The sequence below is a fragment of the Nocardia sp. NPDC004711 genome, from assembly GCF_053601595.1.
The window spans coordinates 19,788-36,349 of the sequence record NZ_JBSGCB010000008.1; the positions used below are offsets into that span (position 1 = coordinate 19,788).

General features: G+C 67.3%; 18 protein-coding genes. All 18 read right to left on the bottom strand.

Annotated elements, in window-relative coordinates; translation table 11 throughout:
- Positions 1-94 precede the first annotated feature (94 nt).
- Positions 95-2,653, bottom strand: a complete 2,559-nt coding sequence (locus ACWEKS_RS09485; protein WP_452339654.1) for an ATP-dependent Clp protease ATP-binding subunit — start codon at positions 2,651-2,653, stop codon at positions 95-97.
- A 258-nt stretch (positions 2,654-2,911) separates the two neighbouring features.
- A complete protein-coding gene (locus ACWEKS_RS09490; protein WP_452339655.1) occupies positions 2,912-3,865 on the bottom strand; it encodes an esterase/lipase family protein in 954 nt (317 codons plus the stop codon).
- Positions 3,866-4,054: 189 nt separating this feature from the next.
- Positions 4,055-4,699, bottom strand: a complete 645-nt coding sequence (locus tag ACWEKS_RS09495) for an anthrone oxygenase family protein (RefSeq protein ID WP_452339656.1) — start codon at positions 4,697-4,699, stop codon at positions 4,055-4,057.
- 151 nt (positions 4,700-4,850) lie between these two features.
- Entirely contained in the window at positions 4,851-5,474 is a 624-nt protein-coding gene (locus ACWEKS_RS09500) for an FHA domain-containing protein (protein WP_379425133.1), read from the bottom strand.
- 191 nt (positions 5,475-5,665) lie between these two features.
- Positions 5,666-6,028, bottom strand: a complete 363-nt coding sequence (locus tag ACWEKS_RS09505) for a histone-like nucleoid-structuring protein Lsr2 (protein ID WP_452339657.1) — start codon at positions 6,026-6,028, stop codon at positions 5,666-5,668.
- Between the two features lie 116 nt (positions 6,029-6,144).
- Positions 6,145-7,611 (bottom strand): lysine--tRNA ligase, encoded by a 1,467-nt coding sequence (lysS, locus tag ACWEKS_RS09510; protein ID WP_452339802.1) that lies wholly within the window; start codon positions 7,609-7,611, stop codon positions 6,145-6,147.
- Between the two features lie 159 nt (positions 7,612-7,770).
- Entirely contained in the window at positions 7,771-8,193 is a 423-nt protein-coding gene (locus ACWEKS_RS09515) for a rhodanese-like domain-containing protein (protein ID WP_364606785.1), read from the bottom strand.
- Positions 8,194-8,198: 5 nt separating this feature from the next.
- A complete protein-coding gene (locus ACWEKS_RS09520; protein WP_452339803.1) occupies positions 8,199-8,753 on the bottom strand; it encodes a cysteine dioxygenase in 555 nt (184 codons plus the stop codon).
- Between the two features lie 249 nt (positions 8,754-9,002).
- Positions 9,003-9,818, bottom strand: a complete 816-nt coding sequence (locus ACWEKS_RS09525) for a type III pantothenate kinase (protein WP_364606510.1) — start codon at positions 9,816-9,818, stop codon at positions 9,003-9,005.
- Between the two features lie 10 nt (positions 9,819-9,828).
- Entirely contained in the window at positions 9,829-10,248 is a 420-nt protein-coding gene (gene panD / locus ACWEKS_RS09530) for an aspartate 1-decarboxylase (protein ID WP_452339658.1), read from the bottom strand.
- 13 nt (positions 10,249-10,261) lie between these two features.
- Entirely contained in the window at positions 10,262-11,188 is a 927-nt protein-coding gene (gene panC, locus ACWEKS_RS09535) for a pantoate--beta-alanine ligase (protein WP_452339659.1), read from the bottom strand.
- 5 nt (positions 11,189-11,193) lie between these two features.
- Entirely contained in the window at positions 11,194-12,126 is a 933-nt protein-coding gene (locus ACWEKS_RS09540) for a Rossmann-like and DUF2520 domain-containing protein (protein ID WP_452339660.1), read from the bottom strand.
- A 225-nt stretch (positions 12,127-12,351) separates the two neighbouring features.
- Complete coding sequence (locus tag ACWEKS_RS09545; RefSeq protein WP_452339661.1) at positions 12,352-13,392, bottom strand: DUF6779 domain-containing protein; 1,041 nt, start codon at positions 13,390-13,392, stop codon at positions 12,352-12,354.
- Positions 13,393-13,461: 69 nt separating this feature from the next.
- A complete protein-coding gene (locus tag ACWEKS_RS09550) occupies positions 13,462-13,932 on the bottom strand; it encodes a DUF3180 domain-containing protein (RefSeq protein ID WP_452339662.1) in 471 nt (156 codons plus the stop codon).
- A 16-nt stretch (positions 13,933-13,948) separates the two neighbouring features.
- Complete coding sequence (gene folK, locus ACWEKS_RS09555; RefSeq protein ID WP_452339663.1) at positions 13,949-14,482, bottom strand: 2-amino-4-hydroxy-6-hydroxymethyldihydropteridine diphosphokinase; 534 nt, start codon at positions 14,480-14,482, stop codon at positions 13,949-13,951.
- Positions 14,483-14,486: 4 nt separating this feature from the next.
- Positions 14,487-14,903, bottom strand: coding sequence for a dihydroneopterin aldolase (gene folB, locus ACWEKS_RS09560; RefSeq protein ID WP_452339664.1), 417 nt, complete (start codon positions 14,901-14,903; stop codon positions 14,487-14,489).
- Positions 14,900-15,829, bottom strand: a complete 930-nt coding sequence (gene folP, locus ACWEKS_RS09565; protein ID WP_364606788.1) for a dihydropteroate synthase — start codon at positions 15,827-15,829, stop codon at positions 14,900-14,902. Before folP ends, folB begins: the two co-directional genes overlap by 4 nt.
- A gap of 11 nt (positions 15,830-15,840) precedes the next feature.
- Entirely contained in the window at positions 15,841-16,440 is a 600-nt protein-coding gene (folE, locus tag ACWEKS_RS09570; RefSeq protein WP_379425124.1) for a GTP cyclohydrolase I FolE, read from the bottom strand.
- Positions 16,441-16,562: the final 122 nt, after the last annotated feature.

Below are 16,562 nucleotides of genomic sequence, written 5' to 3' on the forward strand. Positions count from 1 at the left end.
AATTTCCCGCCCGGGCAAACGAAAAGCCCCGCCCTCCCGAAGGAGAACGGGGCTTTCGTTGTCGCTGAGGCCTTACTCGCCCGAGGCGGAGCCTTTATTCGCCCGAGGCGGAGGCCGGAGCCTCACCCGCGAGGGCGGCGACCGGCTTGTCCTCGACGCCGGAGTCCGACTTCTTGGTCAGCTTGGCCCTCGCCGTGAACGTGAACTTGGCGTTCTCGCCCTGGCCTTCGCCGTCCCAGCCCTCGACGTCCACCACCACGACCTGACCGGCGCCCAGTTCGCCGAAGAGGATCTTCTCCGACAGCTGGTCCTCGATCTCGCGCTGAATGGTGCGACGCAGCGGGCGGGCGCCCAGGACCGGGTCGAAACCGCGCTTGGCCAGCAGGCTCTTGGCCTGGTCGGTCAGCTCGATCTCCATGTCCTTGTTCTTCAGCTGGTTGGCGACGCGGCCGATCATCAGGTCGACCATCTGGATGATCTGGTCCTGAGTGAGCTGGTGGAACACGATCACGTCGTCGATACGGTTGAGGAACTCGGGCCGGAAGTGCTTCTTCAGCTCGTCGTTGACCTTGAGCTTCATCCGCTCGTAGTTCGAGCCCTCGTTGTTGGACTGCGCGAAGCCCAGACCCACGGCCTTCGAGATGTCCGAGGTACCGAGGTTCGAGGTGAAGATCAGCACCGTGTTCTTGAAGTCGACCGTGCGACCCTGACCATCGGTCAGGCGGCCGTCCTCGAGGACCTGCAACAGGGTGTTGTAGATCTCCTGGTGCGCCTTCTCGATCTCGTCGAACAGCACCACCGAGAACGGCTTGCGGCGCACCTTCTCGGTGAGCTGGCCGCCCTCCTCGTAGCCCACGTAGCCCGGAGGGGCACCGAACAGGCGCGAGGCGGTGAAGCGGTCGTGGAACTCGCCCATGTCGATCTGGATGAGCGCGTCGTCCTCGCCGAACAGGAAGTTCGCCAGCGCCTTCGACAGCTCGGTCTTACCGACACCGGACGGACCGGCGAAGATGAACGAGCCCGACGGGCGCTTCGGGTCCTTCAGACCGGCGCGGGTGCGGCGGATGGCCTTCGACACGGCCTTGACCGCGTCCTCCTGGCCGATGATCCGCTTGTGCAGCTCGTCCTCCATGCGGAGCAGACGGGTGGTCTCCTCCTCGGTGAGCTTGAACACCGGGATACCGGTCCAGTTGGCCAGCACCTCCGCGATCTGCTCGTCGTCGACCTCGGCCACGACATCCAGATCGCCGGAGCGCCACTGCTTTTCGCGCTCGGCACGCTTGGCGACGAGCTGCTTCTCCTTGTCGCGCAGGCGCGCGGCCTTCTCGAAGTCCTGCGCGTCGATCGCGGACTCCTTCTCCCGGCGCGCCTCGGCGATCTTGTCGTCGAACTCGCGCAGGTCCGGCGGCGCGGTCATCCGGCGGATGCGCATGCGCGCACCGGCCTCGTCGATGAGGTCGATCGCCTTGTCCGGCAGGAAGCGGTCGTTGATGTAGCGATCCGCGAGGGTAGCGGCGGCGACCAGAGCGCCATCGGTGATCGAAACCCGGTGGTGCGCCTCGTAGCGGTCGCGCAGACCCTTGAGGATGTTGATGGTGTGCTCGACCGTCGGCTCGCCCACCTGGACCGGCTGGAACCGGCGCTCCAGGGCGGCGTCCTTCTCGATGTACTTGCGGTACTCGTCGAGGGTGGTGGCGCCGATGGTCTGCAGCTCACCGCGAGCCAGCTTGGGCTTCAGGATCGAGGCCGCGTCGATCGCGCCCTCGGCCGCGCCCGCACCCACCAGGGTGTGCAGCTCGTCGATGAACAGGATGATGTCGCCGCGGGTGTTGATCTCCTTGAGCACCTTCTTCAGGCGCTCCTCGAAATCACCGCGGTAGCGGCTGCCCGCGACCAGGGAACCCAGGTCGAGGGTGTACAGCTGCTTGTCCTTGAGCGTCTCTGGCACCTCGCCGTTGACGATGGCCTGGGCGAGACCCTCCACGACGGCGGTTTTACCGACGCCGGGCTCACCGATCAGGACCGGGTTGTTCTTGGTACGGCGGCTCAGCACCTGCATCACGCGCTCGATTTCCTTCGAGCGGCCGATGACCGGGTCGAGCTTGCCCTCGAGGGCGGCCTGGGTCAGGTTGCGGCCGAACTGGTCCAGCACCAGCGAGGTGGACGGAGTGCCCTGCTCGCCGCGCGAACCGGAACCCTCGACCGGCTCCTTGCCCTGGTAGCCCGACAGCAGCTGGATGACCTGCTGACGCACCCGGTTCAGATCCGCGCCCAGCTTGACCAGCACCTGCGCCGCGACGCCCTCACCCTCGCGGATCAGGCCGAGCAGAATGTGCTCGGTGCCGATGTAGTTGTGCCCGAGCTGCAGCGCCTCGCGCAGCGACAGCTCCAGCACCTTCTTGGCGCGCGGGGTGAACGGAATGTGGCCGGACGGGGCCTGCTGGCCCTGACCGATGATCTCCTCGACCTGCGAACGCACACCCTCCAGCGAGATGCCAAGGGACTCCAGCGACTTCGCCGCGACGCCCTCGCCCTCGTGGATCAGGCCCAGCAGGATGTGCTCGGTGCCGATGTAGTTGTGGTTGAGCATCCGGGCCTCTTCTTGGGCCAGGACAACGACCCGCCGCGCGCGGTCGGTGAACCTCTCGAACATCGCTCCCTCACTCTCCTGCTCCGCCATCACTGGCATCCGGCGCTTCAGACCCTGTGCTGCCCTTCTGGTCGCCAGCCTGCCATGAAGCCCTGGGGTTGCATCCCCCGACTCCACTCTAGTTGCCGGGGGTCACGCACGTCGTCCGTCCACCCTATTGCGAACCGGCGACAGTACGACTCATTCAGTCATAACGGGGCAGTTGCGCGGACCGTTTCCGAATCGGCTACGCCCACAGCGAACAGTCGCGTTCGGGGTTCCTCAGGCCCCGGTGACGGGCGGAACGAACTCGCACGGCACCGGCTGGGCATGCTCCGGATCGAGCGCGTTGAGGGCCATCATGGCCGCGCGGCGACTGCCGGCGATGGCCATGTGATCGGAGAAGTCGACAGGGCAACCGTCCTGCATCAGATCATTGGTGACGTTCGGGGCCGGGACCAGCGCGATGGCGGGCCACACCGCCTCGTCGAAGTTGGAGGCCAGGTTGGTGTAGGTGACCGACGGGTCGTAGACGCCGTCGGCGTTCAGGGCATTCATGAACGAGGAGTTGCCGAGCATCTCCGGGCACGCCTGGCACACGACGCCCATCGCGGCCAGATCGTCCACCTGGTCGGCGCTCGCGCCGAGCTGCCGCCCGAAGGCGCGCACGACGTTCATCTGGTCGCCGAAGATGCCCAGCCACGGGGGCGCGATGGCCACGAAGCGGTTGACCTTGCCGGAGCCGCCGAGCCGCTTGATGTAGTACTCGCCGACCGTGTTGCCCTGCGAGTGGGCGACGAAGTCGACCTGCGCCGCGCCGGTCGCGGACAGCACGCGGCCCACAAAGGCGCCCAGCTGCGCGGCGCTCTCGGGGATCGGCTTCATACCGCCCAGCGCGGACAGCGGCCACGGCACGTCGAGGGCGCCGTAGGTCAGCGCGTAGACGCAGTAGCCCTGATTGGCGAGGAGCGGCGCGTAGGCGCCCCAGTTGGTCTGCGCGCCGCCCGCGGTGCCGTGCACGAGGACCACCGGATCCGGGTGCGCCGCACTGGGTTTGCAGGACCAGTCATTGGCGCCGGGCAGCGAACCACCGGGATTGGCGAGCTCGTTGGGGATGCCCGCGAAGAAGTTGAAAGTGACCGGGTATTCCGCTCGGGCGGTACCGCTCGCACCGATCCACAAGACCGCCAGAACCGCCATGATCAGCAGTGATCCCGGCGTTCCTCGTCTGGGCATCCTTCGCATGTTCCCTCCCAAATTAGAATGCGTTCCGCATACCTAATCAGGAAACAAGCACGAGGGATGGATTACTGGCGAGTAAGTTCTGAAACCTGTTTCAGTACAGGAAAACGGCGACGGCCGGGCCCCGCAGGCGGCTTGTGAGGCCGCATCCAGGGTCCCGGCCACCGCCGGAATCGGACCGAACTACTGCTGACCGGAGACGAATCCGGGCTGGGCCGGGAAGGGCTGCTGCGCCGGAGCGGACCACGCCGCCGGAGCCGAATACGCGCCGGGCGCCGGCGGGAAGCCCGGCTGCGCGGCCGGCGCGACGGTGGCGACCGCGCTCGCCTTGGCATGCTGCATGCCGGCCACGAACAGCGCGCCCGTCAGCACCAGGAAGGCCAGCGTGTGGAGCACCGCGCGGACGATATTCCAAGCCACCCACGAGCTTTCGAACTGCGAGCGCACCGCCGCCAGATCCGGGATCTGCCCGACGTCACCGGCATTGGCCAGCTGATTGTTGAGCGGCACGTTCAGGCCCGAGGTGACGCAGAAGGCGATCACATTGAGGGCCAGCGCGGCCCCGATCCAGATCAGTGTGGTGCGGTTGTCCTTGCCCAGGTGCAGGGCCGCGGCCAGCACGGTGAAGCCGACCGTGCCCATGAATCCGAGCATGAACCACGGATTGATGATGACCACGTTGATCTTCTGCATGACATCGATGAAGGTGCGGTCGTCGGACTGGCCCAGGGCCGTCATCACCGAGGTCGCGTAGGCGTAGAACACCCCGGCGATCAGTCCGGTGGTCAGCGTCGCCGCCACCAGCGCGGCGATGCGAAATGCGAACATGGTTCTCTCCTGACTGGATCTGCCACCCGTGTTCTTCCCGGGTGATCGACTACATCCAGTCAATCGCCGGCGGGCACGGAAACCCATGGCTCAGAAGCTCGCACGCATGCGCAGGGGTCCAACAGGCACGGGCAGTACCAGGATCGGCGAATCAGAGGTCGCGCTCGGAGATGACGCCGGACTGCATGGCCAGGTTGGCGAGGCGGACCCGCTTCTGGTTCTGCGGGAGGTCCTCGACACCGAACTTCGCGAACAGCGCGCGGAGGTGGGTCTTGATGGCGTCGACGCTGAGGAAGAGTTCCGCCGCGATCTGCTGGTTGGAGGCGGGTGAGGCGAACCCGTCATTGCTCCGGAGCGGCCGGCAGAGCGCGACCAATACCGACCGCTGGGTTTCGGTGAGCGAGCGCAGCGTCGGCAGCCCGCCGGTCGAGGTCTGCGTGACATCGCCTGCGGCGCCGCTGAAGTCGTGGAAGGTGACCCGCGAGGTGCCCATCCGGATGACGTCCCCCGGTTGCAGGCGATGACGGCCGACCAGACGATCCCCGTTGACGAAAGTGCCGTTGCGGGAAAGGCCGTCGTCGACGATGGTCCAGTGCGCGCCCAGGTACTCGGCGGTGGCGTGCAGCCGCGACACCTCGACGTCCCAGAACAGGGACAGGTCGGCCTGAGGCGATCGCCCGATGGTGATTCGCGGCTGGTCGGGGGACAGCATCAGCTCATGCTGACGTCCCTCTTGATCCTTGACCCGGAGGAAGGAACCGTGGAAAGCGGTCACTGCGCCGATACCTCTTCTCTACTTCCAGCCAGTGACATCGTCCGCACGTTTCAATGGTGCCTGGCCTCCCCGGCACTAGCAAGATCGCAGTCGGTCCCCCGGTTATACGCAAAGCGTATGAAGAAAACCACTGCCGCCCGGGCACGCACGAAACACCCGGACGGCAGTCGAATCGGCGACTAGTCGGACAACTAGTTCTTAGCAGCGGCCTTGTTGTAAGCCTCGGTGATGTCAGCGGAGATACGACCACGAGCGGACACCTTGTGACCATTCCGGCGCGCCCATTCGCGAATGGCCGCGCTTTGTTCGCGATCGATCGACACCCGGTTCTTCGGGCCCGCGGCCGGAGCACCGGCCACCTTGGTACGACGCCGGCCACTCACACGCCGAGCGGCCGAAACCCAACTGTCCAGACCCTCCCGCAGCTTGGCCGCATTCTCCGTCGACAAGTCGATCTCGTAGGAGACGCCATCGATAGCGAACTCGATGGTCTCCTCCGCGATGGACTCACCGTCGACATCGTCGATCAAGCTAACGGTGACCTTCTTTGCCATGAGATGAACGTCCTCTCGAAATCGTGCGACCCGCATAGTCAGGCCGATTACCCGACGCCAGAATACCGCTAATTCCGATAGTCCCAGAACAGGCCCCGGAAATGCAATCCGGAGAACTATCGGGCTACCGGACGCACAATTGGAAAGAGTATCGTTTCCCGGATTCCCAGGCCAGTCAGGGCCATCAGCAAACGATCGATACCCATACCCGTTCCGGTTGTGGGAGGCATACCGTGCTCCATCGCGGTGAGGAAGTCCTCGTCCAGGCGCATGGCCTCCTCGTCACCGGCCGCGGCCAAACGCGCCTGATCCATGAAACGGTCCCGCTGGATCACCGGATCCACGAGTTCGGAATAGCCGGTGGCCAGTTCGAAGCCGCGCACGTACAGGTCCCACTTCTCGGTAACCCCGGGCTTGCTCCGATGCTGGCGCGTCAGCGGCGATGTCTCGACCGGGAAGTCCCGCACGAAAGTCGGCGCGTACAGCTTGTCACCGTAGACGTGCTCCCACAGTTCCTCGACCAGTTTGCCGTGCCCGTAGCCCTTGCCCTCCGGAATTTCCAGACCGACCCGGTCCGCGAGTGCCAGCAATTCCTCGACCGACGTTTCCGGGGTGACCTCGGTACCGATCGACTCCGACAGCGACGGGTACATCTCCACCGTCGCCCACTCGCCGGACAGATCGTATTCGGTGCCGTCGGCGAGCGTCACGACCTGCGTGCCGTAGACCTCCTGCGCGACTTCCTGGATCAATTCCCGCATCATCGTGGCGGAATCGTCGTAGGTGCCGTACGCCTCGTAGGTTTCCAGCATTGCGAACTCGGGCGAATGGGTCGAGTCCGCGCCCTCGTTGCGGAAGTTCCGGTTGATCTCGAAGACCTTCTCGATGCCGCCGACCACGCAACGCTTCAGGAACAGCTCCGGAGCGATGCGCAGGAACAGCTCCATATCGAGCGCGTTCGAGTGCGTGGCGAACGGACGGGCCGCGGCGCCGCCGTGAATGGTCTGCAGCATCGGGGTCTCGACCTCGAGGAAACCTCTGCGCTCCAACGCATTTCGCAGCGCGCGCACGGCCGCGACGCGGGTGCGGGCCATCTCGCGGGCCTCCGGGCGCAGGATCAGGTCGACATAGCGCTGGCGGACGCGCGACTCCTCGCCCATCTCCTTGTGGGCCACCGGCAGCGGGCGCAGCGACTTCGCCGCCATCTCCCACATATCGGCCATCACACTCAATTCGCCCGTGCGCGAGGCGATCACCTCGCCGTGCACGTACACGAAGTCACCCAGGTCGACATCGGACTTCCAGGCCGCCAGCGACTCCGCGCCGACGCCATTGAGGCTGATCATCGCCTGCAGCTTGGTGCCGTCGCCCTCCTGCAGGGTGGCGAAACACAGTTTGCCGGTATTTCGGACGAAAATGACGCGCCCCGCAATCCCGACCGTCTGACCGGTCTGGGTATCGGCGGCCAGATCCGGGTACGCCTCGCGAATTTCACCGAGGGTGTGGGTGCGGTTCACCACCACCGGATAGGCCTCACGGCCCTCCTCGAGCAACCGCTCACGCTTCTCGCGGCGAATCCGCATCTGCTCGGGAACGTCATGCTCCACGGGGGCCGCCGCGGCACGCTTTTGCCCAGCAGGAACGGGGTTGCTCGAGGGAGAAGAAGGAGTGGAGGTGCTCACGGGTCTCAAGACTATCCTGCGGCGGAATTTCTTTTTTCCGCCGCCTCCCCGCCGCTTCGGCTACAGCCAGGCGAGGGTCGCGACCTCGCGTTCGAAGTGCGGGGCAGTGGCCGCGGCGGTCAGCAGGCCCGCCGCTTTCAAGGCCTGATATCCGCCCTCGAGGTCGGTGGCGCGGCGCAGTCCCAGCTGTTGCAGGGAGGCGGCGGCCAGGCTCGAGGTGTATCCCTCCGAGCAGACGATGATCCATTCCATGTCGTGGTGCTCGGCCATGGCCAGACGCGCGGAACTCGACGGATCCAAACGCCATTCCAGGACATTCCGCTCGATCACCAGCGCGCCCGGCAGCGTGCCCTCGCGCATCCGCTGCGCCTGCGGGCGAATATCCACCAGAATCGCGCCACGGGCGATGGCCTGCGGGATTTCGATCGGAAGCAGGCGACGCAGCTGCCCGCGGGCCTGGGCGAGCATGCCGTCGATCGTCATGTGGGTCATTCGAGTTCGCCTTCGGGCTGGTCGGTGAGGACGGAACGGGTGCGCCGCAGGGTGCCATGGCCGGTGACCTCGTAATAGGACATGGCCGTCAGCGGCGGGGAATAGGCGTGCACGCTCAGAGTCGGATTCAGCGGGCCGGTGATGCCGGCCTCCGCCTCGGGGGCACGCACCACGTCGTGCACCCAGCCGAGCGGGAAAGAGGCCTGATCACCCGCGGTGAGGGTGCGGCGGCGCAGGTCCCGGCCGTTCCAGCGATATTCCGACAGCGCGCCGGAGAGCACGGTCAGCGCTCCCAGCGAGCCGGCGTGGTCGTGCAGTTCGGTGTACTTGCCCTCGACCCAGCTGATCAGCCAGATGTCCACCTCGTCATCGGCGACAAGCCTTGTGGCCCAGCGGTTTTCGGTGGGCCACAGGCCGCCGTCGGGGAGCAGGTGGTCGTAACGGCCCTCCAGCACGTCCTGGGCGCCCTCATCGGTCAGGCGCAGCAGGTCGGCCGGACGCAGCCGGGTCGGCAGGGCGGAGGCGGTGGCCCGCTCGGTGACCTCGGGCAGGAGCGGCGAGGCGGCGGCGCGGGTATCGACAGGAAGGGAAAAAACAGAGGAACGCACGAGCGAAACTCCAAGAAGTGTGTTTGTGGCCGGGGGCTATACGAAGCCTCGACGACCGTCGAGGCGAATCAGCCTCGACAACACTCCTGGGTGCTCACGCGGAAATACACGTCGGCGAGTCTAACAGCGGTTCGCCGGGAATCACCAGGGCTCCCGGCGACGACTGCGTCACTTTTATTCCAGCCGGTCTGTTCAGGGCCGGGCGGCGCTGGGCTCGGGCCGGGTCCGGCGCTGCTGATTGCGCTCGTAGACCAGGCGCAGGCCGTCCAGTGTCAGATGCGGCTCGTGATGCTCGATGGTCTCCGACTCCGGCACGATCAGCGGCGCGGTCGCGCCCGTCGCCACCACCGCCACATCGTCGCCGGAGAAGGCGTCGATATCGCGAATGCGATCGATCAGGCCGTCCACCAGGCCCGCGAAGCCGAAAATGGCGCCCGACTGCAGGCACTCCATGCTGTTCTTGCCCACCACCGACCGCGGGCGGGTCAGCTCCGCGCGGCGCAGCGCACTGCGGGCGATCAGCGCCTCGGTGGAAATCTCCACCCCGGGCGCGATACTGCCGCCGAGGAATTCCCCCTTGGCCGACACCAGATCCACACAGATGGCCGTCCCGAAATCCACCACGATGGCCGGCGAGCGGAAACGGTGATATGCCGCAAGACAATTCACGATGCGGTCCGCACCGACCTCCTTGGGATTGTCCACCAGCAGCGGAATACCCGTGCGCACACCGGGTTCCACCAGCACGTGCGGGACATGAGCCCAATAGCGGGACAGCATTTCACGCAGCTCGCGCAGCACCGGCGGCACCGTGGACAGCGCCGCGACGCCCACCACCTGTTCGGCGTCCGCGCCGATCAGGCCGCGCACCTGCAGCGCGAACTCGTCCGCGGTCAGCAGCGGATTGGTGTGCATCCGCCAGTGCCGCACCAGCTTCGCGTGGTCTCCGCTGCCGGAGAACAGGCCCAGCTCGATGCTGGTGTTGCGGACATCGATGGTCAGCAGCATGGCCCGCCGCTCAGGCCAGCGAGAGCGAACGCGGCGAGATCAGGTCGGACCCCTCCGGGGCGTGCGCCGGATCGGTGCCCAGCTCGATCGGGCGATTGCGCTCGTCGACGAAGACCACGTGCGGGGCGTAGTTCGTCAGCTCGGCCTCGTCCATCATGCCGTAGGCGATCAGGATGACCAGGTCGCCGGGATGCACGAGATGCGCTGCGGCGCCGTTGATTCCGATCACGCCGGAACCGCGCTCACCGGCGATCACATAGGTCTCGAGGCGGGCCCCGTTGGTGATGTCGACAATGCTGACCTTCTCGCCCTCGAGCAGGTCGGCGGCATCGAGCAGGTCCTGGTCCACGGTCACCGAACCCACGTAGTGCAGATCGGCGTGAGTCACCGTGGCGCGGTGGATCTTCGACGTCATCATGGTGCGCAACATCGTCGTCGCCTTCCTAGAGAGCTGCCTGGGCAGGCTGATCGGGGGCAGTGGGGTGGCCATCGAGCGGCTTGCCGATGGAGACGGGCATGTTGTCGATCAGACGGGTGGTGCCGACCCGGGCCGCGACCAGCAGCCGGGCATTGCCGGTCGGCCACTGCTCGGAGAAGTCCGCACCCCGCAGGGCCAGATAGTCGACCTGGATGTCCGGCGCGAGATCCAGCACCGACTGCGCGGTCTCCAGCACGGCCTCCGGACCCCGGCCCGCCGCGTGCCGGCCGGCCAGCAGCGCCGCCGACAGGGTGGCGGCCAGCTCGCGCTCCGCCGCGCTCAGGTAGCGGTTGCGGGAGGACTTGGCCAGACCGTCCGCCTCCCGGACGGTCGCCGCCGGCACGATCTTCACGTCCATGTTCAGATCGACGACCATCTGCCGGATCAGCGCCAGCTGCTGGTAGTCCTTCTCGCCGAAGAACGCCTCGTGCGGCATGCAGATATTGAAGAGCTTCGACACGACGGTCAGCACACCGGAGAAGTGGCCCGGGCGGGTCGCGCCCTCGAGGATGTCGCCGTAGGGACCGGCCTGCACTGTGGTGCGGGTGCCGAACGGGTACATGTCCTGGGCGCTCGGCGCGAACACCAGCTCCACGCCCTCGCCGCGCAGCAGTTCCACATCCGCGTCCAGGGTGCGCGGGTACTTGTCGAGATCCTCGTTCGCGCCGAACTGCAGCGGGTTCACGAAGATCGACACGATGACCGTGGTGTTGGTCAGCTTCGCCAGCCGCACCAGCTCCAGATGGCCCTCGTGCAGCGCGCCCATGGTCGGCACCAGCGCGATCCGGCGGCCCACCGACCGCAGCGCCTTCACGACCTTGGTCATGACGGCCGGATCGTGCAGCACGGTCAGCTCGCCGCGCTTGTACGTGCCAATCAGCTTGGGGTCCATGGGCGTCAGTGTCCTTTCTCCAGCAGATCGATCAGGGCGGGATTGGTCTTGGCGCGCTCGGCCGAACGCAGCGACAGGGCGCGATAGCCCGCGGCCAGCCGGGGATCCAGGGCTTCGAGAGCGTCCAGATGCGCGGCCACCGCGGCCACATCGCCGCGCGCCACCGGACCCGTCAACGCGGCGGGGCCGCGGCGCAGGGCATTGTCGAGGGCGGCCGAGGCGAGCGGCGCCAGCATGCGCTCGGCCAGGCCGTTCGGCTGATCGTCGACCGTCTGCTGACCCAGCAGACCCGGACCGGACAACGCGGCGCGCAACGCCTCGACCGCATCCACGATCAAGGTCACCAGATGGTTGCTGCCGTGTGCCAGAGCCGCGTGATACAGGGTGCGGTTCTCCTCCGCGACCCGCACCGGCTCGCCGCCCATCTCGATCACCAGCGACTGCCCGATGGCATAGCCGATGTCGTCGGCGGCGGTCACACCGAAGCAGGCATTGGCCAGACGGGCCACATCCTCGTCGTGTCCCGTGAACGTCATGGCCGGATGAATCGCCAGCGGCAGCGTGCCCAGCGCGGTCAGCGGCGCCAGCACGCCGACCCCGTTCGCACCGGACGTGTGCGCCACGATGGTGCCCGCGCGCACCGCCGTCGCGGCCGCCAGACCCGCGACCAGACCCGGCAGTTCACTGTCCGGCACCGCGAGAATCAGCAGCTCACTGCGGGAGGCCACCTCCTCGGCGGGCAGGATGCGGGATTCCGGCAGGCGCGTGGTGGCACGACGCACCGAGGCATCCGAAATCGCGGAAACCCCGAATACGACATGACCGGCACGCTCCAGTGCCACACCCAGCGCGGATCCGACGCGTCCCGCCGAGACGATTCCCACCGTCAAGCGTGCAGGCGCAGGATCGGTCCCGCAGACATCCTTGTCCGAGGTCACTTTGTCCTCTCGAAAGTCGTTCCAGTCCCGCCTTGCGGGTACCGGACGTTACTCGAGCGAGGATATCGCCGCCGATTCGCCAGAGCTACCCACTGTGGGATAGGCAACTCTCGCGGCTCTCAGGGGCTCCGCCCCCGAACCCCCTCGCGACTCTCAGGGGCTCGGCCCCCGAACTCCCTCGGGATTCTCGGGGGCGCTGGCCCCGAATGCCCGGTGGACTTGCGGTCAGTTGCTGTTCTCGGACTTGAGATTGGCCATGATCTCGGCGACCGAGAGGCGGTGGGTGCCTTCGGCGTCGGCGTCGTCCTCGGAGCGGCGGCGACGGCGGGCGGTGGCGCGGCCCACCGGGGCCGCCGGAGTCGGGTCGGGGGTCAGGCGCGGAACGGGGCCGTTGGTGGCGTTGCCATTGGTGGCGGTACCGCCATTGGTGGGCGCACTGCCGTTGGCGCCGGCACTGCCGGTGGCGCCGGCATTACCGTTGGCCGCGGCGGCGGATTCGTTGGCGGCCTCCGGGTTCGGGGGCGGGGTGGGTGAATCCGGTTCGGCGGCAGCGCGTTCGGCCTCGTAGTCCTGGCGCATGGCGTCGGTGATGATCGACGTCTCGGCGGTGACCGGGTCGTCGAAGGGGGTGGCGAAGGCGGGCGGTTCGGGGTGCTCGGGATCGAACTTCGGGGCCATGCGGGCGCGCGGGTCGTCGTCGTCCTCGGCCTGGTCGGGGGACGACCACGGGTCCCAGGGATCCGCGTCCGGCCAGTTATCGTTCGCCGCCTCGGGGGCCGAACCGGCCTCGCTGCTCGGAAGTTCTTGGACCCGAACGGCATCCGCACGCAGGGCCGGACGCTCGGAGGGCAGATCGCCGTCGAACAGACGCTGCAGGCTCTCGCGCAGGACCGTGAGTTCGGCGCGCAGCGCGGCCATCTCCGCGGCGTCGGCGCCGACCTCGTGCCGGACCCGGGTCTCCACGCCGAGCTCGTATTCGCGGCGGGCAGCAACCTCGCGCTCCAGCTGGAGTTGGTAGACCTTCTGGAGGTCACCCACTTTCGCCTTGTCGACGGCCGCCTCCCTGCGATAACGGGTGGCCGCGAGCGCGCCGATGGCGGCCGCCCAGAGGGCCGCGACCAGGCCCACCCGGATCAGGTGGAGGTTGTCACTGAAGACCAGGAAAACGCTGGCAACCAGTCCGAGGAGAAGCAGAAAGCCGGTGAAGAACTTTCCCGCATCCTCCCGGCGGCGACGGGAAGCACTGCTACGGGAGGGTGAAACCATGTCCGCCAGCGTAGCTTGATCTCGGGAGTGTGGCCCCCACCTTGGCGATGATCAGTGCCAATCTGTTAGCTACGAAGTAGCTGCCTCATCGGGCGGCTCAATGGGAGCGCGGCAGCAATACTCCAGCCACAGGGCCGCGGCCACCAGGGCCACCCCGCCCAGCAGACCCACCACCGCGCCCGGCGTATCCGAAGCCGCCGCACGCAGATCCGAGCGCTGCATGAGCAGCCACACCAGGAAACCCAGCCAGATCCCGCCCACCAGCGACCCCACCTGGGCCGACGCCTTCGCCAGCGCCACCGCCCGGGCCGCCGTGATCGCATGCAGCTGCCCCGAACCGGGACCGATCCCGTGATTCTCCTTACGCTGCCGAATCACGAAGGCCAGCACCACCTCGAGCAGCGCCACCGGCAACAGCGAGGCGCCCGAGAACACCGAGATCGGCGGGAAGCTCGAATACGCCATATTGGTGGCGACCCAGGCCACGATCGCCGCCAGCAGCACATTCGCACACAGATCGAGAATGCGGGTCGGCTTCACCGCAGCAGCTCCGGCGTCACGGCGTCCAGCCCAGCGTCAGCTCGGTGCGGCGCACCCCGCTCACCTCGGCGGAATCCAAGGCGGCCAGCCACTCTCGCAGCGTGCGCAGCGCGCCGGTCGCCTCCAGCTCCGCGTCGGGATCGATCTCCAGCCACGGCACCAGCACGAACGCACGATGGTGGGCCTGCGGATGCGGCAGCGTCAGCACCGGATCCAGGCTGCGCACCACCACCCGGCCGTCGCGGCGGCGCGACTCGGCCTGCACCACGTCCACATCGAGAGTGCGTGCGCCCCAGCGGACTTCCCGGATCCGGCCCGCGGCCTGCTCCAGCTCCTGACCCAGGCGTAGCCAGTCCGAGGGTTCCATGGCCGGATCCTCGGCCACCAGCACGGCATTCAGGTAGTCCTGCTGCGGCACCCCGCCCCACGGCGGGGTCGAGTACACCGACGAGACCGCCACCACGCGCGGGCCCAGCGCCTCCACGACACTACGCAGATGCGCCAGCCGGTCACCGAGATTGGATCCGATCGACAGGACAACGCGGGTCACCGCTCTACTCCTCCGGTTCGCGACGACGGGACGTGACTACACGGACGTCTTCGAAGGTATGTGGAATCGGCGCGAAAGGCTTGTGCAGCACCACTTCCACGGCCTGGATGCGCGGATCGGTCATCACCTCGTCGGCGATGGCCGAGACCACCGTCTCGATCAGATCCTTCGGCTCCCCGGCCACGATCTGCACCACCTGCTCGGCCAGCTCGCCGTAGTGGACGGTGTCGGCGATGTCGTCCGACTTCGCGGCGGCGGTGAAATCCGTCCACAGCGTCAGATCGACGACGAACTCCTGGCCGTCGCGCTTCTCGAAGTCGAAGACACCGTGATGGCCGAAGACGCGCAGCCCGCGCAATTCGATACGGTCACCCGGCAATTCGATGCGGTCACCCGGTGATCCGGCGCGATGGATGCTCACAGCCGCTCCCCCGTCTCCCGCTCCCGGACATACCGCTCCCGCAGGCGCCGGGCCGCATTGGTGGTCGCGTCGACCACCGCGATGGCGTCCAGCGACGATCGGACATCGTGCACCCGCACACCCCAGGCGCCGTGCTCGGCGGCCAGGGCGGAAATCGTGGCCGTGGCGACCTCACGGCCGTCCGGCGGACGCGGGCCCTCGGCATCGGCCAGCAGGCCGCCGAGGAAACGCTTGCGGGAGGCCCCGATCAGGATCGGCAGGCCCGCGTCCATCATCTCCGTCATGCGATAGAACAGGCCGCCCAGCAACTCCCAGTTGTGGTCGGCGTTCTTGGCGAAGCCCAGACCCGGGTCCAGCACCAGCTGCCCGAAGTCGACACCGCCCGCGAGGGCGAACTCGACCTGCGCGTTCAGCTCCTCCCAGACCTTGGACACCACATCGTCGTACTGCTCCGCGGGACCGGCGTGACGGTAGTCCGCCTCGGCCCGCCAGTGCATGAGGATCCACGGGATCCTGGTCGCCGCAACGACTTTCACCATGTTCGGGTCGGCACGCCCGCCCGACACGTCATTGACCATGGACACGCCCGCCGCGATGGCGGCCTCGGCCACGCTCGCCCGCATGGTGTCCACGCTGGTCGGCACCCCGGCCGCGGCCAGCTGCCGGATCACCGGAACCACCCGCGCCGCTTCGGTTTCCGGGTCGATGCGAATCGCACCGGGCCGGGTGGACTCGCCGCCGACATCGATGATGTCCGCACCCATCTCGTACAGCTCGAGACCGTGTGCCACCGCCAGACCCGGATCCAGGTAGCGGCCGCCGTCGGAGAACGAGTCGCTGGTGACGTTCACGACGCCCATCACCACGCACGAGCGGCCCCCACGAGGAACAACCAGGTTGGCCCCCCGTGTACCGCTCTCGGCCATGGTCGGTGCGCTCACTTTCGCAGAATGAGGTCCAGGGCCTCCGCGCGAGAAGAGGCGTTGGTCTGCAGCAGGCCGCGCACCGCCGAGGTGGTGGTGGAGGCGCCCGGCTTGCGGATACCGCGCATCGCCATGCACAGATGCTCGGCCTCGATCACCACGATGGCGCCGCGCGGATCCAGCTTCTCCATCACCGCGTCGGCGATCTGGCTGGTCAGCCGCTCCTGCACCTGCGGGCGCTTGGCGTACAGATCGACCAGGCGGGCCAGCTTGGACAGTCCGGTCACCCGGCCGTGCGGGCCCGGAATGTAGCCGACGTGCGCGACACCGTGGAACGCCACCAGGTGGTGCTCACAGGTCGAGTACATGGGAATGTCACGAACCAGCACCAGCTCCTGGTGCCCCTCCTCGAAGGTGGTGTTGAGCACCTCGGACGGATCGGTGAACAGTCCGGCGAACATCTCCCGGTAGGCCCTGGCCACCCGGGACGGGGTGTCGGCGAGCCCGGGGCGATCCGGATTCTCGCCGACCGCGATCAGCAGCTCCCGCACGGCAGCCTCCGCACGGTCCTGATCGAACGGTCGACCGGTGTCGAGCGCGATCAGGCCGGACACGACACGATTGTTGGTGGCCGACAATCGACACCTCCTGTGTTGACTTGCCGCACGTGCACACGCGGCCTGGACGCGGTCGCCGAACCACTCGGGCGGATCCGGACGGGGCGTTCACCCAGCGT

Coding starts and splice junctions, on each gene's coding strand:
- panD (WP_452339658.1), bottom strand. CDS start 10,248: ATGTTGCGCACCATGATGACGTCGAAGATCCACCGCGCCACGGTGACT.
- ACWEKS_RS09545 (WP_452339661.1), bottom strand. CDS start 13,392: ATGGTTTCACCCTCCCGTAGCAGTGCTTCCCGTCGCCGCCGGGAGGAT.
- panC (WP_452339659.1), bottom strand. CDS start 11,188: ATGGACCCCAAGCTGATTGGCACGTACAAGCGCGGCGAGCTGACCGTG.
- ACWEKS_RS09515 (WP_364606785.1), bottom strand. CDS start 8,193: ATGACGATCGACGGCATGCTCGCCCAGGCCCGCGGGCAGCTGCGTCGC.
- ACWEKS_RS09490 (WP_452339655.1), bottom strand. CDS start 3,865: ATGCCCAGACGAGGAACGCCGGGATCACTGCTGATCATGGCGGTTCTG.
- ACWEKS_RS09485 (WP_452339654.1), bottom strand. CDS start 2,653: ATGTTCGAGAGGTTCACCGACCGCGCGCGGCGGGTCGTTGTCCTGGCC.
- ACWEKS_RS09495 (WP_452339656.1), bottom strand. CDS start 4,699: ATGTTCGCATTTCGCATCGCCGCGCTGGTGGCGGCGACGCTGACCACC.
- lysS (WP_452339802.1), bottom strand. CDS start 7,611: ATGCGGATTCGCCGCGAGAAGCGTGAGCGGTTGCTCGAGGAGGGCCGT.
- folP (WP_364606788.1), bottom strand. CDS start 15,829: ATGGCCGAGAGCGGTACACGGGGGGCCAACCTGGTTGTTCCTCGTGGG.
- ACWEKS_RS09505 (WP_452339657.1), bottom strand. CDS start 6,028: ATGGCAAAGAAGGTCACCGTTAGCTTGATCGACGATGTCGACGGTGAG.
- ACWEKS_RS09525 (WP_364606510.1), bottom strand. CDS start 9,818: ATGCTGCTGACCATCGATGTCCGCAACACCAGCATCGAGCTGGGCCTG.